Annotated in this window: 16 protein-coding genes, 2 tRNA genes and 2 rRNA genes; 16 read left to right on the top strand and 4 right to left on the bottom strand. The window is 63.1% G+C overall.

Annotated features, from left to right (window positions below; all coding sequences use genetic code 11):
• Positions 1-56: 56 nt before the first annotated feature.
• Positions 57-317: a hypothetical protein gene (locus AC3WQA_RS07795; protein ID WP_492674504.1), complete on the top strand. Its 261-nt coding sequence runs from the start codon at positions 57-59 to the stop codon at positions 315-317.
• 75 nt (positions 318-392) lie between these two features.
• Here AC3WQA_RS07795 and AC3WQA_RS07790 read toward each other — a convergent pair whose 3' ends face one another.
• Positions 393-1,658, bottom strand: a complete 1,266-nt coding sequence (locus AC3WQA_RS07790) for a 6-phosphofructokinase (protein ID WP_492674503.1) — start codon at positions 1,656-1,658, stop codon at positions 393-395.
• A 134-nt stretch (positions 1,659-1,792) separates the two neighbouring features.
• Between AC3WQA_RS07790 and AC3WQA_RS07785 the strand changes: the two genes are divergently transcribed.
• The 9 genes from AC3WQA_RS07785 (at position 1,793) to AC3WQA_RS07745 (ending at position 8,282) form a co-directional block, all read left to right on the top strand.
• Complete coding sequence (locus tag AC3WQA_RS07785) at positions 1,793-2,377, top strand: adenylate kinase (protein WP_492674502.1); 585 nt, start codon at positions 1,793-1,795, stop codon at positions 2,375-2,377.
• Positions 2,378-2,550: 173 nt separating this feature from the next.
• Positions 2,551-3,990, top strand: coding sequence for a UDP-N-acetylmuramate:L-alanyl-gamma-D-glutamyl-meso-diaminopimelate ligase (gene mpl, locus AC3WQA_RS07780; protein WP_492674501.1), 1,440 nt, complete (start codon positions 2,551-2,553; stop codon positions 3,988-3,990).
• Between the two features lie 22 nt (positions 3,991-4,012).
• Positions 4,013-4,615, top strand: coding sequence for an LON peptidase substrate-binding domain-containing protein (locus AC3WQA_RS07775; protein WP_492674500.1), 603 nt, complete (start codon positions 4,013-4,015; stop codon positions 4,613-4,615).
• 14 nt (positions 4,616-4,629) lie between these two features.
• Entirely contained in the window at positions 4,630-5,448 is an 819-nt protein-coding gene (locus tag AC3WQA_RS07770) for an SDR family oxidoreductase (RefSeq protein WP_492674499.1), read from the top strand.
• Positions 5,449-5,471: 23 nt separating this feature from the next.
• Positions 5,472-6,686 (top strand): acetylornithine/succinylornithine family transaminase, encoded by a 1,215-nt coding sequence (locus AC3WQA_RS07765; protein WP_492674498.1) that lies wholly within the window; start codon positions 5,472-5,474, stop codon positions 6,684-6,686.
• A gap of 18 nt (positions 6,687-6,704) precedes the next feature.
• Positions 6,705-7,124 (top strand): VOC family protein, encoded by a 420-nt coding sequence (locus tag AC3WQA_RS07760; protein ID WP_492674497.1) that lies wholly within the window; start codon positions 6,705-6,707, stop codon positions 7,122-7,124.
• 123 nt (positions 7,125-7,247) lie between these two features.
• Positions 7,248-7,643, top strand: coding sequence for a hypothetical protein (locus AC3WQA_RS07755; RefSeq protein ID WP_492674496.1), 396 nt, complete (start codon positions 7,248-7,250; stop codon positions 7,641-7,643).
• On the top strand, positions 7,637-7,948 hold the full coding sequence (locus AC3WQA_RS07750; RefSeq protein WP_492674495.1) for a hypothetical protein: 312 nt from the start codon (positions 7,637-7,639) through the stop codon (positions 7,946-7,948). Before AC3WQA_RS07755 ends, AC3WQA_RS07750 begins: the two co-directional genes overlap by 7 nt.
• 1 nt (position 7,949) lies before the next feature.
• Complete coding sequence (locus tag AC3WQA_RS07745; protein ID WP_492674494.1) at positions 7,950-8,282, top strand: DUF2645 family protein; 333 nt, start codon at positions 7,950-7,952, stop codon at positions 8,280-8,282.
• A gap of 83 nt (positions 8,283-8,365) precedes the next feature.
• On the opposite strand, the gene AC3WQA_RS07740 is transcribed toward AC3WQA_RS07745, so the two are convergent.
• From AC3WQA_RS07740 to hemL, 3 genes are all read right to left on the bottom strand, one after another.
• Complete coding sequence (locus tag AC3WQA_RS07740) at positions 8,366-9,007, bottom strand: helix-turn-helix transcriptional regulator (protein WP_492674493.1); 642 nt, start codon at positions 9,005-9,007, stop codon at positions 8,366-8,368.
• A gap of 4 nt (positions 9,008-9,011) precedes the next feature.
• A complete protein-coding gene (locus AC3WQA_RS07735; protein ID WP_492674492.1) occupies positions 9,012-9,668 on the bottom strand; it encodes a hypothetical protein in 657 nt (218 codons plus the stop codon).
• A gap of 112 nt (positions 9,669-9,780) precedes the next feature.
• Complete coding sequence (gene hemL, locus AC3WQA_RS07730) at positions 9,781-11,064, bottom strand: glutamate-1-semialdehyde 2,1-aminomutase (protein WP_492674491.1); 1,284 nt, start codon at positions 11,062-11,064, stop codon at positions 9,781-9,783.
• Between the two features lie 138 nt (positions 11,065-11,202).
• Here hemL and AC3WQA_RS07725 point away from each other — a divergent pair, with 138 nt between their 5' ends.
• From AC3WQA_RS07725 to AC3WQA_RS07700, 6 genes are all read left to right on the top strand, one after another.
• Complete coding sequence (locus tag AC3WQA_RS07725; RefSeq protein ID WP_492674490.1) at positions 11,203-11,400, top strand: rubredoxin; 198 nt, start codon at positions 11,203-11,205, stop codon at positions 11,398-11,400.
• Positions 11,401-11,549: 149 nt separating this feature from the next.
• Positions 11,550-11,795, top strand: a complete 246-nt coding sequence (locus AC3WQA_RS07720; RefSeq protein WP_492674489.1) for a hypothetical protein — start codon at positions 11,550-11,552, stop codon at positions 11,793-11,795.
• 344 nt (positions 11,796-12,139) lie between these two features.
• Positions 12,140-13,680: ribosomal RNA gene (locus AC3WQA_RS07715) — 16S ribosomal RNA — on the top strand.
• Positions 13,681-13,759: 79 nt separating this feature from the next.
• Positions 13,760-13,836: transfer RNA gene (locus AC3WQA_RS07710), tRNA-Ile, on the top strand.
• 41 nt (positions 13,837-13,877) lie between these two features.
• Positions 13,878-13,953, top strand: a tRNA-Ala gene (locus tag AC3WQA_RS07705).
• Positions 13,954-14,138: 185 nt separating this feature from the next.
• Positions 14,139-17,016 (top strand): 23S ribosomal RNA (locus AC3WQA_RS07700).
• Together the 16S and 23S rRNA genes with 2 tRNA genes alongside form the textbook arrangement of a ribosomal RNA operon.
• Positions 17,017-17,148: the final 132 nt, after the last annotated feature.

Genomic DNA, 17,148 nt, shown 5'->3' with positions numbered 1-17,148 from the left:
ATGTTTGAAGATGAGTGTGTAGTGTGCCTAATTAATCTGTTAAATATAGCTTCATTGTGGATCAACATTTTTCCTTAACTTTAAAAGAAGAAAATAAAATGGCAAAAATAGGTTTATTGAAAAATTTGGTGTCAAAGGATTTTCCTTCAGGTGCAATTGCTCATATTTGTGTTTTGGAATATGCAAAAGATTCTGAAGAGCGTGTTTTATTAAGTCCTGAACTTATGACTCATCGACAAGTGGATGAGTCAGTTAATTCTCTGATTGATCAGATTGAGGCTGCTCGGGCGGCGGCAAAGAAATATTTGAAACGCTAGAATTGGGGCGTTCTCAGGAAAATTTCCGAGTTACGGGCTCAAGCTTTCATCTCGTCATCGTGAGCCTCACCGTCCCTACGCTTCCCATGCGGGTAGCGTCTTAGCCACTGCGGTGTTCTTCAATTGCACATAGACCGGCAGCCCGTCCTTCGCCGGCGGTGGCGCCTCGCCGGCGATCAGCGGCGCGAGGTAGCGGCGCGCGGCGGCGGTGATGCCGTAGCCGTCCTTGCGGATGAAGCCCTTGGGCAGGGTCTTCTCGCGGTTGGCGATCTTCGCCAACGGCGCCGGCTCGATCTTCCAGCGGTAGGGTGCGTTGCTGGTGCGAACAATCACCGGCATCACCGCGTTCATGCCGGCGAGCGCGTAGTCCACCGCAGCCTTGCCCACGGCGTAGGCCTGTTCGGCGTCGTTTTTCGAGGCGTAGTGGCGGGCGGAGCGCTGCAGGTAGTCGGGCAGCGCCCAGTGCACCTTGTAGCCGAGCTTGCCCTTCACGAGTTGGGCGAGGGTGGGTGCCACGCCGCCGAGCTGCACGTGGCCGAAGGCATCGCGCGTACCGCCGTCGGCAAGGAAGTTGCCGGCCGCATCGCGGATGCCCTCGGAGGCCACCACGGTGCACCAGCCGACTCTTTCCACCGTAGCCTTGACCTTGGCGAGGAAGCTGGCTTCGTCGAAGGTGTTTTCGGGGAACAGGATGAGATGCGGCGGCGCGTCCGCGCCCTCGCCGGCGAGGCCCGCGGCGGCGGCGATCCAGCCGGCGTGGCGGCCCATCACTTCAAGGATGAACACCTTGGTCGAGGTCTCGGCCATCGAGGCGAGGTCGATGCTGGCTTCCAGCGTGGAGACGGCGGTGTACTTCGCCACCGAGCCAAAGCCGGGGCAGCAGTCGGTGACGGCGAGGTCGTTGTCCACCGTCTTGGGCACGCCGATGCAGGCGAGTTCGAAGCCCATCGCCTTGCCGATCCGCGAAAGCTTGAGCGCGGTGTCGGCCGAATCGTTGCCGCCGTTGTAGAGGAACCAGCGGATGTCGTGTGCGCGCAGCACCTCGATCAGCCGCTCGTACTCGGCGCGGTTCGCTTCCAGCGACTTCAGCTTGTAGCGGCAGCTGCCGAACGCGCCGCCGGGGGTGTGGCGTAATGCCGCGATGGCGGCCTTCGATTCCTTGCTGGTGTCGATCAGCTCCTCGCGCAGCGCGCCGAGGATGCCGTTGCGCGCCGCGTAGACCTTGACGCCCTTGGCGCGCGCCGTCTCGATCACCCCGGCAGCGGTGGCGTTGATGACGGCGGTGACGCCGCCGGATTGGGCATAAAGCAGGTTGCCTTGGACGGGCGCGCGGGCGGGCATGACGATCTCCTGACGGGAAGCGCGCAGTATCGCGCATCGGCAGGCGTGGCGGGTTTGACGCGGGATGGCCGCAAACGCTACCGTGAACGCTGTTTTGACGGCCTCGGCGGCCCTTGCCGCCATTGCGGAGCGATATGCGACTCGTGCTACTCGGCGCGCCCGGTTCGGGCAAGGGCACTCAGGCGGCCAGGCTGAAAAGCGAACTGGGCGTGCCGCACATCTCCACCGGCGACATGCTGCGCGCGGCCGTGGCTGCCGGCACCCCCACGGGGCTCAAGGCCAAGGCCGTGATGGATGCCGGCCAGCTCGTCTCCGACGATATCCTCCTGGCCATGCTGGAAGAGCGTCTGGCGCAGGCCGATGCGAAGAGCGGTTTCATCCTCGACGGTTACCCGCGCAACCTCGCCCAGGCCGATGCGCTCGATCACCTCTTGGCGCGCATCCGGCAGCCGCTCGATGCGGTGGTGAAGCTGGAGGTGCCCGGCGAGGCCATCGTCGGCCGCTGCGAGATCCGCTACGCCGCCGAGCATCGCAAGGACGACGATCCCGCCGTGGTGCGCGACCGCCTCAAGGTGTACGCCGAGCAGACCGCGCCGGTGGCCGATTTCTACGCCCAGCGCGGCAAGCTGCAGGTGGTGGATGGCGTGGGTGAGCTGGACATCGTCACCGCCCGCGTCAAGGCGGCGCTCAAGGCCGAAGCGGCCACGGCGCGCGGCTGAACCCGAGGTTTTCCCCCTCTCCCCCGTGGGGAGAGGGCTGGGGTGAGGGGCGGGCGTAGCGAATACATCCGCATCCGCAAAGGCCCTCCCCGCAAGTCCCGTACCCTCACCCCCAGCCCCTCTCCCGGCGGGAGAGGGGAGCAAGCATCGGCGAGAGGGACGGATTCCACACCATGCGCCTGCACATCCTCGGCATCTGCGGCACCTTCATGGGCGGCGTGGCCGCGCTGGCGCGCGAGCTGGGGCATGCCGTCGAAGGCTCCGACGCCAACGTCTATCCGCCGATGAGCAGCCAGCTCGAAGCGCTGGGCATCCGCCTGATGGACGGCTATGCGGCCGAACACCTGCAACCCGCGCCGGATCTCGTGGTGGTGGGCAATGCGATGACGCGTGGCAATCCATCGGTCGAATACCTGCTCGACGCGCAGCTGCGCTATGTCTCCGGCCCGCAGTGGCTGGGCGAGACGGTGCTGGCTGGGCGCGAGGTGCTGGCGGTGGCCGGCACCCACGGCAAGACCACCACCAGCAGTCTGCTGGCGCACCTGCTGGAGAGTGCGGGCATGGCGCCGGGCTTTTTGATCGGCGGCGTGCCGGGCAATTTCGGTGTCTCCGCGCGGCTGGGCGGGGCGTCGGAACCTACAAGCCCCGAACCCTCTCCTGGCGCTGCGCGCCACCCTCTCCCAGAGGGAGAGGGGAGGGTCGTGCCGCCACCGGCGGCGCCGTTCGTGATTGAAGCGGACGAATACGACACCGCGTTCTTCGACAAGCGCTCGAAGTTCGTGCACTACCGCCCACGCATCGCCATCCTCAACAACCTCGAGTACGACCACGCGGACATCTTCCCCGACGTGGCGGCGATCCAGCGCCAGTTCCATCACCTGGTGCGCACCGTGCCGGGCAACGGTCGGCTGATCGTCAACGCCCACGACGAGCGTCTCGCCGAAGTGCTGGCGATGGGCTGCTGGACGCCGGTGGAGACGTTCGGCATCGGTATGGGCGACTGGCAGGCGGAGCTGCTCGCCGCCGACGGCAGCGCCTTCACGGTGATGCGCCGGGGCGAGATCCTCGGCGAGGTGCGTTGGTCGCTCACTGGCCACCACAGCGTGATGAACGCGCTGGCCGCGCTCGCGGCGGCGCAGGCGGCGGGCGCCGATCCGCGCGCGCTGTTGCCCGCTTTCGCCAGTTTCGAGAGCGTGAAGCGACGCATGGAGCGGGTGGGCGCGGCGGGCGGCGTGCAGGTCTACGACGACTTCGCCCATCACCCCACGGCGATCGCCACGACCTTGGCCGGGCTGCGCGCGAAAGTGGGCAAGGCGCGCATTCTGGTGGCGCTGGAACCACGCTCCAACTCGATGCGCCTGGGCGCGCATGCCGAGGCGCTGGCGCCCGCGCTGGCCGATGCCGACGCCGTGGTGTTCCTGCATCGCCCCGAGTTGCCGTGGGACGCGCACCGCGTCACCGATGCGCTGCACGGGCGCGGCCACACCGCGCCCAGCGTGGTCGCGTTGCTCGATGCCTTGCGCGGCATGGCACGGCCGGGCGACTACGTGGTGTTCATGTCCAACGGCGGCTTCGAGAACGCGCCGCGGCGCTTCGTCGAACGGCTGGGCTGAGCTTCCCCGCTACACTGCGCGCATGGCCGGACGCGCCTCCCGCACCGAGTTGCCGCTGTTCCCACTGTCCACCGTGCTTTATCCCGGTGGGCGACTGGAGCTGCGCATCTTCGAGCCGCGCTACCTCGAACTGGTGCGTGAATGCGCGCGCGCGGACAGCGGCTTCGGCGTCTGCCTGATCCTCCAGGGCCGCGAGGTGGGCGCGCCTGCCGTGCCGGCGGCGGTGGGTACGCTGGCGCATATCGTCGATTTCAGCCACGGTGCGGATGGCTTGCTTGCCATCGTGGCCGAGGGCAACCAGCGCTTTCGCGTGCGCCGCTCGCGGGTACGCGTGGACGGCCAGTTGCGCGGACAGGTGGAGTGGTGGCCGGAGGAAGCGTTCGCGGCGGTGCCGGTGGAGTTGGCGCTGCTGCAGACCATCGCCGAGCGGCTGGTGGAGGCGATGGCGCCGCAGTGGAAGCATGCGCCGCGCGAGTGTTACGAGGATGCGCGCTGGCTGGGCTACCGCCTGGCTGAACTCCTGCCGCTGAGCCACGAAGAGCGTCAGCGCCTGCTGGAACTGACCGATCCTGCACGGCGGCTTGCCGAGTTGCGCGATATCCTGCCGCGTTTCCAGAAGGCTTGAATGTGGAGAACCTCATGAGCGACTTGTCCGGCAAGACCCTGTTCATCACCGGTGCCTCGCGCGGCATCGGCCTGGCCATCGCGCTGCGCGCCGCGCGCGACGGCGCCAACGTGGTGATCGCCGCCAAGAGTGGCGTGCCCAACCCCAAGCTGCCCGGCACCATCCACACCGCCGCCGCCGCCATCGAGGCAGCCGGCGGCAAGGCGCTGGCGATCCAGTGCGACATCCGCGAGGAGGCGCAGGTGCAGGCGGCGGTGGCGCAGGCGGTGGAGCGTTTCGGCGGCATCGACATCCTGGTCAACAACGCCAGCGCGATCTGGCTGGCCGGGGTGGAGGGCACGCCGATGAAGCGCTACGACCTGATGCACCAGGTCAACACGCGCGGCACCTTCCTGGTCACCCAGGCCTGCCTGCCGCAGCTGAAAAAGGCGGCCAATCCGCATGTGCTGATGCTGTCGCCGCCGCCCAGCGTGGATGCGAAGTGGTACGCGCCGCACACCGCCTACACCATCGCCAAGATGGGCATGAGCCTGTGCGTGCTGGGCATGGCGCAGGAGTTCAAGTCGCTCGGCATCGCGGTGAACGCGCTGTGGCCGCGCACGGTGATCGCCACCGCCGCCATCGCGATGATCGACGGCGTGCAGGCCGCGCACTGCCGCACGCCGGACATCGTCGCCGATGCCGCGCATGCCATCCTCACCCGCCCCGCGCGCGAGTACAGCGGCCACTTCGCCATCGACGAGGACGTGCTGCGCGATGCCGGCATCACCAACCTCGACGCCTACGCGGTGCAGCCCGGCGCGCGCCTGCTGCCCGACCTGTTTCTCGATTGAACCCGACCACGAGCAAGCCCCTGATGACCACCTCCGACCTCACCGCCCTCGGCAAGCGCTACTGGCTGCCCGTGTACAAACCCCGCGAACTCGTGCTCGACCACGGCAAGGGCGCGCGTGTGTGGGATGCCGAAGGCCGCGACTACATCGATTTCGGCGCCGGCATCGCGGTGAACGCGCTGGGCCATGGCGATCCCGACTTGCTCGCCGCGCTCACTGCACAGGCGGGCAAGCTGTGGCACGCCAGCAACGTGTTCTATACCGAGCCGCCGCTGCGGCTGGCCGAAGAGCTGGTGCAGGCCAGCGGCTTCGCCGAACGCGTGTTCCTGTGCAACTCCGGCGCCGAGGCGAACGAGGCGGCGATCAAGCTGGTGCGCAAGTGGGCGGCGGCGCAGGGCCGCGCGGCTGACCGGCGCGTCATCCTCACCTTCAAGGGTTCCTTCCACGGCCGCACCCTGGCCACCGTCACCGCCACCGCGCAGCCCAAATATCAGGCTGGCTACGAGCCGCTGCCGGAGGGTTTCCGCTACCTCGCCTTCAACGACGTCGCCGCGCTGGAAACCGCCTTCGCCGCCGGCGACGTCGCCGCGGTGATGCTCGAACCGGTGCAGGGCGAGGGCGGCGTGGTGCCGGCCACGGATGCGTTCCTTGCCCGCGCCCGCGCCCTGTGCGATGCGCACGACGCACTCCTGGTGCTGGACGAAATCCAATGCGGCATGGGCCGCACCGGCGCGCTGTTCGCACACGGCAGCATCCAACCCGACATCGTGACGCTGGCCAAGGCGCTGGGCTGCGGCTTCCCCATCGGCGCCATGCTGGCCGGCCCCAAGGTGGCCGAGGTCATGCAATACGGCGCGCACGGCACCACCTTCGGCGGCAACCCGATGGCCGCTGCGGTGGCGCGCGTGGCGCTGGCCAAGCTGGCCGCGCCGGCACTGCTGGCGAACGTGGCGACACAGGCGCAGGCGTTGCGGGATGGCCTCGCGGCCATCGACGCCGAGCTGCACCTGTTCGACGAAGTGCGCGGTCGCGGCTTGATGATCGGCGCAGCGCTGGGCGAGGCGAATCGGGGCCGCGCGGGCGAGATCCTCGACCACGCCGCCGCGCACGGCCTGCTGCTGTTGCAGGCTGGTCCGGACGTGTTGCGCTTCGTGCCGCCGCTCAACATCACGGTGGCTGATGTGGCCGAAGGCCTCGCGCGCCTGCATGCCGCCCTGCGCGCCTACGCGCAAGCCTGAAATCGACGGAGTACCGCGATGAAATACCTGCACAGCATGGTGCGCATCCGCGACATCGACGCCTCGTTGCGCTTCTACTGCGAGGGGCTGGGCCTGTGCGAGACGCGGCGCATGGAGAACACGCAAGGCAGGTTCACCCTGATCTTCCTCGCCGCGCCGGACAGCCCGGATGCCGAGATCGAACTGACGTACAACTGGGATTCCGCCGAGGACTACGGCAGCGCGCGAAACTTCGGCCATCTGGCCTTCCGCGTGGAGGACATCTACGCCACCTGCCAGCGCCTGCTGGACATGGGCTATACCATCCACCGCCCGCCGCGCGATGGCCACATGGCCTTCGTACGCTCGCCGGATCTGATTTCGGTGGAGCTGTTGCAGGATGGTCACCTGCCGCCACAGGAACCCTGGGCCTCGATGCCGAACACCGGACGTTGGTGATGGTCCTGTCCAGACCAGCATGGGAGCCCTCGGGCTGCGCCGGGGCGGGCGTAGAAGTTTGACGTGCTGAGGCTTGGGTGTGGAGCATCGGCGCTGGAACGCCAACGCGACAGGGGAAGGACGATGGCCGAAGGAAACGAATTCTGCGCCCTCGATGGCGAAAGCTACCCCAAATGGAGTGTGTTCAATGCCGTCCGCTGGAAACTGCCCCCGGATTGGCAGTGGCTCCACAGCCACGGCGGCCGTGAGCAGCTGCTCGAATACCAGCGAGCCTGGATAAGTTACAACCGCAAGCGGATAGTTGAGGCGGCCACGGCAAACAAGATACCTGCCGACTTTCTCGGATGCGTGATCTTCAATGAGGTTGGCGGTGGTCCCCCATGGATGAAGCACGAGATCGTGCTTCATGTACGACAATACGTGCCGCTGACAAAGTTTCCCATGGTGACTTCCGAGGGGGCCATCAAGACCAATTGCAGGTGGCGCTTTCCGCCATGGGCTACAGAGGCCCGATGCTGACTCGGGAGCAGCAGAGCGACCTCACGTCATGCCTGGAAACCGACTCTTTCAACATATCCGTGGTTGCCCGTTATCTGCACAAGCTGATCTTGTTCGATTACCCGGAGGCCAATACCGAACGATTGACGGACGAACAATTCGTCATTTCCGGATCCCGATACAACCGCGGAACTGCGCGCGCGCTCAAGGATTTTCAGGCGTCGTTGAAAGCCAAGCCGGGGGCCGCCGATCGCGCGTACACATCCTACGGCCGTGCCATGCTCAGGCATCGGTTTGAAGTAAGAGTAATCCTCGGCAGGATGTGACATGGCACCCCGGAAAATCATCGCGACTATCGCAGCGACGCTGTACGCGCTGGCCGTGACTGTCTGCATTGCCGTGGCCACCGGTTCGCCCTATGCCTACATGGTTGGCGAGGTCGACGACGGCAAGCGGGTGACGGTTTGCGATTTGCCCGTCGCGCCGGACGACATGCGCGACGTGACGATGCCGATGACTGGCGTGCTCGTTCTCGGCCTGCTCGTTGTTGGCGTCGTACGGTTGGCCAGATCGCGCCGGGTCACGCCGACCCTGGCATATGGCGGCTTGGTCGCGGCTTTCTGGGCCTGGCGGTTTTACCTGCAGTCACGCGGTTGCTGATGACTGCTGGTGCTGAACCGGGTGCACTCGCCGGATCGACGATCAGAGGCGTGCCTTGTCGTGCTCGATGTGGTGCGTGGCAATCAGCGCTCGCGCGGCTTGCCGATGCGGAAACGGCAGGCCTGGCCGCCGCGCACGAGGCATTCCATGTGCTGGATGTGCCGGCCGGTGGCGGCTTCCATGAAGGCAAGGTCGAAGCGGCAGACGTCGGGGTGGGTCTTGGCGAGGTCATGGAACACGCAGTTGTAGGCCTCGACCTGGGTTTCGCCGTCGCGTTTCACGGTGGCGGCTTCGTAGCCCAAGGTGTCCAACTGTTCGGCGAGGCGCGCGGCGATTTCGGCGTCGCTTTCGCCCTCGATGCGGCTGGCGGCTTGCTGGCCGAGTGTTTCTCCCATGCTGGCCAATAGCGCCTGTACGCCGGGCTTGCCGGCGCTGGCGTAGAGGTGTTCGAGGATGCTGCCGGCGATCAGGCCGTAATTGCGCGGGAAGAGTTCGCGGCCCGCCTGCGTCAGCAGGTAGCGTGCCTGCGGTCGGCCGCCGGTGGGACGCGCTGTGCCGCGTTCGACGTGGCCAGCGGCAATCAGTGCGGAGAGATGTTGCCGCACGGCGTTGTGGGTCACGTGCAGCGCGAGGCACAGCGCCTCCACGCTGGCGCCCTGCGGCGCGGCCAGGAGTGTCCGCAGCAGCTTCTGCTGGGTCTGGCCGAGCTGACGCAGGGCGCCCACGGACTTACTGGGCCTTCTGCGGGAACTGCGCGGCGATGCCGCCGGACAGCGCATCGGCGATGGTGTTCATGTGTTCTTCCATCATCGTCCAGTCCTTCGCGCTGGTGGCTTGGTCGCCGGTCATGATCGCGCCCACCAGCGACTGGTGGTCGGCGGCATGTTGCAGCAGCAGGCCGTCGACGGTGGCTTCGGGCCAGTGGTTCGGATTGGCACCGTGCAGGAACTTGGCGATCTCGCCGGCGTTCGTGGCGAGATCCTGCATGGCCTTTTCGGCAGTGGCCTTGTCGCCGGCGTGGGTCGCGTCGGTGAGTGCCTTCACGCCGCCCCAGTGGCCGGCGAGCAAGGTGAGCAAGCCCTTGCCGGCGTCGGCGCCGTAGAAGCCGGCCACCGCGTCGGAAATCTGCTTGGCGTTCGCCACCACGGCGTCGGCGGCCTTGGCCTCAGCCGCCTTGTTGCCGGCCTTCACGGCCGTCGCGTAGTCGCGCGTGGCGACCAGATGGCCGTGCCACAGGCCGCGCAGCGCGGCGTGCAGCTTCGGTGCGGCGGGTGCGGCAGCGGCTTGCGGGGTGGCCTGCATGCCGGGCATGGCCGGCTGCGCGAGTGTAGTGAGGGGGAGGCTCAGGCCCATGGCAAGGGCACAGGCAATGGCAAGGGATTTCATGATGTTTGCTCCGGTGATAGGTCGTCGGATGGCGACCCCGTCATCCTGAACGACAGTGCCGAATAGTAAACATGTTCATGTGTAAAGCTTGTCATTACGTGATTTTTCTGGTTCAGCCCACCTTGGCTGCGCTCGCGGCCTCGCGCGCCGCCTGCAAGGTGTCGGCGATGTCCTGGTCGGAATGGGCGCTGGATAGAAAGCCCGCCTCGAAGGCACTGGGGGCGAGGTACACGCCGCGCGCCAACATGCCGTGGAAGAAGCGGTTGAACAGCGCGGTGTCCGCCGTCGTGGCCTGCGTATAGCTGCTGACCTTCTGTGCCGTGAAGAACAGCCCGAACATGCCCCCCACGCGGTTGGTGGAGAACGCCACCCCGGCGTCATCCATCACCGACTGCAGGCCGTCGCAGAGCCGGCGCGTGCGGGCGGCCAGCTGGTCGTGGAAGCCGGGCGCCTGGATCAGCTCCAGCATCGCCAGGCCCGCCGCCATGGCCACCGGATTGCCGGAGAGCGTGCCGGCTTGGTAGATCGGGCCGCTCGGGGCGATCTGTTCCATCAGCTCACGCCTTCCGCCGTAGGCGCCCACCGGCATGCCGCCGCCGATGATCTTGCCGAAGGTGCTGAGATCCGGCGTCACGCCGTAATGCGCCTGCGCGCCGCCGAGCGCCACGCGGAAGCCGGTCATCACCTCGTCGAAGATCAGCAGCGCGCCGTGCCGCGTGCACAGTTCGCGCAGGCCTTGCAAATAGCCGTCCATCGGCGGGATGCAATTCATGTTGCCGGCGACCGGCTCGATGATGAGCGCGGCGATCTCCTCGCCCTGCGCGGCGAACAGCACCTTGGCGGCATCGAGGTCGTTGTAGGGCAGAGTGAGCGTGAGGTCGGCGTTCGCCTTGGGTACGCCGGGCGAGGTCGGCACGCCGAAGGTGAGCGCGCCGGAGCCGGCCTTCACCAGGAAGCTGTCACCGTGACCGTGGTAGCAGCCCTCGAACTTCACGATCTTGGCGCGGCCGGTGGCGCCGCGCGCGAGCCGGATCGCCGACATGGTGGCCTCGGTGCCCGAGTTCACCATGCGTACCATCGCCATCGACGGCACCAGCTTCGCGATGGTTTCGGCCATGGTCACCTCGGCCGGGCAAGGCGTGCCGAAGGAGAGGCCGTCCTGCACCGCGCGCTCCACCGCCGCGCGTACCGCGGGATGGTTGTGGCCGACGATCATCGGGCCCCAGGAGCCCACGTAGTCGATATAGCGCCGTCCTTCCACGTCCCACAGGTAGGCGCCGTCGGCACGCGCGGTGAAGAACGGCTCGCCGCCCACAGACTTGAAGGCGCGCACCGGCGAGTTCACGCCGCCGGGCATCCGCTTCCTGGCGCGCTGAAAAAGTTCGTGGTTGTTCATGGGGCAGGGCTCATCGGCAAGGGATGGCGTCATTGTCCGGCCTGTCGTGGCCTTTCGCCACCAACCTGCGGACACGCTTTCACGACGCTGGATGAGTTGCGAGAATGCGCCATCCACCTTTACAGGCAGCCCCCCACGATGAATGAGCGCTCAAGCACCGGCTCCACCGCACGGCAATGGATGTGCGTGGTCTGTGGCTACATCTATGACGAGGCGCTGGGCGTACCCGAGGAAGGCATCGAGCCCGGCACGCGTTGGGAAGATGTGCCCGAGACCTGGACCTGCCCCGATTGCGGCGCTACCAAGAGCGACTTCGAGATGGTCGAGGTTGACTGAAAATCCGTGAAAGCCGCCCGCCAGCGGTGTCGCCATCGAATGCCCTTGCTGGCGTCCCGTATTCGTCATGTGACGGACAGCGCGCGGGCCGGTGTCGGCGGTGTGATGGTTGCACGCGCAACGGGCGCGTAAAAACAGGGAGTCACACCATGCGGCAGTTCGTACCTTTCGAGGACGAGTGGGACATGCTCGAAGCGCTCCCGCTCGACGCCTTGGTTCCCTACCAGACGGGGGTGCGCCTTGGGCGCGGGTGCAACGGGCGCGACGTGGCACTGAATGCGCAAGATTCCACTGCGGCGAGTCTGGCCGCTCCCTCGGCAGGGATGGGGCTCCACGACATGGGCTTCGTCGCCATGGCTCGCCCCTCTTCCCAGCGACAAGGCAAGGCGCTATGATTCGCACCCCGCCGACGAGCCGCTTTCGTCGCAGGGTGTCGGCTTCAACAACTCGCTGAAAAATTTTCACGAAGAGGTTGACGGTCGAAGAAAACGATGTATAGTGAGCGGCTCACCCGGGACGAAACGTCACGGGGCGGAAACGAAAGAATCCGCACAGATTGATGATCTTTGACAGTGTGCACAGGTGAATTGTGTGGACGCCTTGCGCTGGCGAGTCGATGACTTGTCCAAGCAATGCAAAGCGTCCCACCCAAAGAAAGTCAGTAATGAGTTTCAATGGTTGGGGTCACGCTTCAGAAAGATAGACGGCCAAGCCTGCAAGGGCGAGGTTGTCGAAAACTTAAGTGAAGAGTTTGATCCTGGCTCAGATTGAACGCTGGCGGCATGCCTAACACATGCAAGTCGAACGGCAGCACAGGTAGCAATACCGGGTGGCGAGTGGCGGACGGGTGAGTAATGCATCGGGATCTACCCAAACGTGGGGGATAACGTAGGGAAACTTACGCTAATACCGCATACGTCCTACGGGAGAAAGCGGGGGCTCGCAAGACCTCGCGCGGTTGGACGAACCGATGTGCGATTAGCTAGTTGGCGGGGTAATGGCCCACCAAGGCGACGATCGCTAGCTGGTCTGAGAGGATGATCAGCCACACTGGGACTGAGACACGGCCCAGACTCCTACGGGAGGCAGCAGTGGGGAATATTGGACAATGGGCGCAAGCCTGATCCAGCAATGCCGCGTGTGTGAAGAAGGCCTTCGGGTTGTAAAGCACTTTTATCAGGAGCGAAATACTATCGGTTAATAACCGGTGGGGCTGACGGTACCTGAGGAATAAGCACCGGCTAACTTCGTGCCAGCAGCCGCGGTAATACGAAGGGTGCAAGCGTTAATCGGAATTACTGGGCGTAAAGGGTGCGTAGGCGGTTCGTTAAGTCTGTCGTGAAATCCCCGGGCTCAACCTGGGAATGGCGATGGATACTGGCGAGCTAGAGTGTGTCAGAGGATGGTGGAATTCCCGGTGTAGCGGTGAAATGCGTAGAGATCGGGAGGAACATCAGTGGCGAAGGCGGCCATCTGGGACAACACTGACGCTGAAGCACGAAAGCGTGGGGAGCAAACAGGATTAGATACCCTGGTAGTCCACGCCCTAAACGATGCGAACTGGATGTTGGTCTCAACTCGGAGATCAGTGTCGAAGCTAACGCGTTAAGTTCGCCGCCTGGGGAGTACGGTCGCAAGACTGAAACTCAAAGGAATTGACGGGGGCCCGCACAAGCGGTGGAGTATGTGGTTTAATTCGATGCAACGCGAAGAACCTTACCTGGCCTTGACATGTCCGGAATCCTGCAGAGATGCGGGAGTGCCTTCGGGAATCGGAACACAGGTGCTGCATGGCTGTCGTCAGCTCGTGTCGTGAGATGTTGGGTTAAGTCCCGCAACGAGCGCAACCCTTGTCCTTAGTTGCCAGCACGTAATGGTGGGAACTCTAAGGAGACTGCCGGTGACAAACCGGAGGAAGGTGGGGATGACGTCAAGTCCTCATGGCCCTTACGGCCAGGGCTACACACGTACTACAATGGTCGGTACAGAGGGTTGCAATACCGCGAGGTGGAGCCAATCCCAGAAAGCCGATCCCAGTCCGGATCGGAGTCTGCAACTCGACTCCGTGAAGTCGGAATCGCTAGTAATCGCGGATCAGCTATGCCGCGGTGAATACGTTCCCGGGCCTTGTACACACCGCCCGTCACACCATGGGAGTGAGTTGCTCCAGAAGCCGTTAGTCTAACCGCAAGGGGGACGACGACCACGGAGTGGTTCATGACTGGGGTGAAGTCGTAACAAGGTAGCCGTATCGGAAGGTGCGGCTGGATCACCTCCTTTCGAGATAGACAGCGCGACCCGTCGCGCAAGACGTCCACACAAGACACCTGTATTCACGTAGCGTCCCTGACAAGCTTCCGGGTCTGTAGCTCAGGTGGTTAGAGCGCACCCCTGATAAGGGTGAGGCCGGTGGTTCGAGTCCTCCCAGACCCACCATCCAGGCCGTACTGCCTTGGCGGTGCCGGCAGCCCAGGCACGGGGCCATAGCTCAGCTGGGAGAGCACCTGCTTTGCAAGCAGGGGGTCGTCGGTTCGATCCCGACTGGCTCCACCACTTGGCGACGTGAATTCACAGCACACTAAAAGATTTGAAGCGAGGCGGCGTTGAGGCCGTTCTTGTGTTCTTTGAAAATTGGCAAACGAGTGACAAGCGTCTTGGTTCGAACCGAACCGAGGCACGTGTTGAGGCACGAACAGGTGGTTTGAAACGTGTAGCTCCGAGGCGACTTGGGGTTATATGGTCAAGCGACCAAGCGTATACGGTGGATGCCTTGGCAGTCAGAGGCGATGAAGGACGTGGCAGCCTGCGAAAAGTGTCGGGGAGCTGGCAACAAGCTTTGATCCGGCAATGTCCGAATGGGGAAACCCACCTCGCAAGAGGTATCGTGCGGTGAATACATAGCCGTACGAGGCGAACCCGGGGAACTGAAATATCTAAGTACCCGGAGGAAAAGAAATCAACCGAGATTCCCTCAGTAGCGACGAGCGAACGGGGACTAGCCCAAAAGTGCACAGTGTTTTAGTCGAAGGGTCTGGAAAGGCCCGCCGCAGACGGTGATAGCCCGGTAGACGAAAGGGCACCGTGCATGAAATTGAGTAGGGCGGGGCACGAGAAACCCTGTCTGAACATGGGGGGACCATCCTCCAAGGCTAAATACTCCTGACTGACCGATAGTGAACTAGTACCGTGAGGGAAAGGCGAAAAGAACCCTGGTGAAGGGAGTGAAATAGACCCTGAAACCGTATACGTACAAGCAGTGGAAGCCCGCAAGGGTGACTGCGTACCTTTTGTATAATGGGTCAGCGACTTACTGTCAGTGGCAAGCTTAACCATCTAGGGGAGGCGAAGGGAAACCGAGTCTGAATAGGGCGAATAGTCTCTGGCAGTAGACCCGAAACCGAGTGATCTATCCTTGGCCAGGTTGAAGGTGCGGTAACACGCACTGGAGGACCGAACCCACATCTGTTGCAATAGATGGGGATGAGCTGAGGATAGGAGTGAAAGGCTAAACAAACTCGGAGATAGCTGGTTCTCCTCGAAAGCTATTTAGGTAGCGCCTCGGACGAATCTTCCTGGGGGTAGAGCACTGTTATGGCTAGCGGGTCATCGCGACTTAGCAAACCATGGCAAACTCCGAATACCAGGACAGACTATCCGGGAGACACACGGCGGGTGCTAACGTCCGTCGTGAAAAGGGAAACAACCCAGACCCGCAGCTAAGGTCCCCAAGTTCTAGCTAAGTGGAAAACGATGTGGAAAGGCATAGACAGCCAGGAGGTTGGCTTAGAAGCAGCCATCCTTTAAAGAAAGCGTAATAGCTCACTGGTCGAGTCGGTCTGCGCGGAAGATTTAACGGGGCTAAGCTAGACACCGAAGCTCGGGGTGCACAGCAATGTGCGCGGTAGAGGAGCGTTCCGTAAGCCTGTGAAGGTGGATTGTAAAGTCTGCTGGAGGTATCGGAAGTGCGAATGCTGACATGAGTAACGATAAGGGGGGTGAAAAGCCCCCCCGCCGAAAGCCCAAGGTTTCCTCGCGCAACGTTCATCGGCGCAGGGTGAGTCGGCCCCTAAGGCGAGGCAGAAATGCGTAGTCGATGGGAAGCTGGTTAATATTCCAGCACTTGACTGTAGTGCGATGTGGGGACGGAGAAGGTTAGGTCTACCGGGCGTTGGTTGTCCCGGGGAAAGGCGGTAGGCATGAGGGTTAGGCAAATCCGGCCCTCTTTATGCCGAGCACCGAGACGAGCCCTTATTGGGTGAAGTGACTGACACCACGCTTCCAGGAAAAGCCACTAAGCTTCAGCTACAGCAAACCGTACCGTAAACCGACACTGGTAGGCAGGGTGAGAATCCCAAGGCGCTTGAGAGAACTCGGGTGAAGGAACTAGGCAAAATGGCACCGTAACTTCGGGAGAAGGTGCGCCTGCCGATGTGGTCACATGCGTGACTGAGCATTGGCAGGTCGCAGTAACCTGGCCGCTGCGACTGTTTACCAAAAACACAGCACTCTGCAAACACGAAAGTGGACGTATAGGGTGTGACGCCTGCCCGGTGCTGGAAGGTTAATTGATGGGGTCAGCCGCAAGGCGAAGCTCTTGATCGAAGCCCCAGTAAACGGCGGCCGTAACTATAACGGTCCTAAGGTAGCGAAATTCCTTGTCGGGTAAGTTCCGACCTGCACGAATGGCGTAACGACAGCGGCGCTGTCTCCACCCGAGACTCAGTGAAATTGAAATCGCTGTGAAGATGCAGCGTTCCCGCGGCAAGACGGAAAGACCCCGTGAACCTTTACTATAGCTTTACACTGAACGTTGAGTTCTTCTGTGTAGGATAGGTGGGAGGCTACGAAACGCAGACGCCAGTTTGCGTGGAGCCATCCTTGAAATACCACCCTGAAGTGCTTGACGTTCTAACCTCGGCCCGTAATCCGGGTCAGGGACCGTGTATGGTGGGTAGTTTGACTGGGGCGGTCTCCTCCCAAAGAGTAACGGAGGAGCACGAAGGTACGCTCAGCGCGGTCGGACATCGCGCACTGTGTGCAAAGGCATAAGCGTGCTTGACTGCAAGATCGACGGATCAAGCAGGTACGAAAGTAGGTCTTAGTGATCCGGTGGTTCTGTATGGAAGGGCCATCGCTCAACGGATAAAAGGTACTCCGGGGATAACAGGCTGATACCGCCCAAGAGTTCATATCGACGGCGGTGTTTGGCACCTCGATGTCGGCTCATCACATCCTGGGGCTGTAGTCGGTCCCAAGGGTATGGCTGTTCGCCATTTAAAGTGGTACGCGAGCTGGGTTCAGAACGTCGTGAGACAGTTCGGTCCCTATCTGTCGTGGGCGTTGGAGATTTGAGGGGGGCTGCTCCTAGTACGAGAGGACCGGAGTGGACGTTCCGCTGGTGTTCGGGTTGTCATGCCCATGGCATTGCCCGGTAGCTATGAACGGAAGTGATAACCGCTGAAAGCATCTAAGCGGGAAGCACGCCCCAAGATGAGATCTCCCGAGAGCTTGACTCTCCTTAAGGCACCATCAAGACCAGGTGGTTGATAGGCGCGATGTGGAAGTGCAGCAATGCATTGAGCTTACGCGTACTAATGAGCCGTGCGGCTTGACCATATAACCCCAAGTGGCCTTCACCACGTACCCGGTACTTCAACCAGGGCGCTTGTCACTCGTTTGCCAATGTTTTTCGCGAGAGTCATCTCGCGGAGAGTCTGGAACCAGCCCGCCAGGCCGGTTCCGCGAATA

Source organism: Rhodanobacter sp. FW106-PBR-R2A-2-24, from assembly GCF_058789615.1.
Note: the sequence above shows the minus strand (reverse complement) of the source record. Positions and strands in the feature narration are given on the sequence as shown.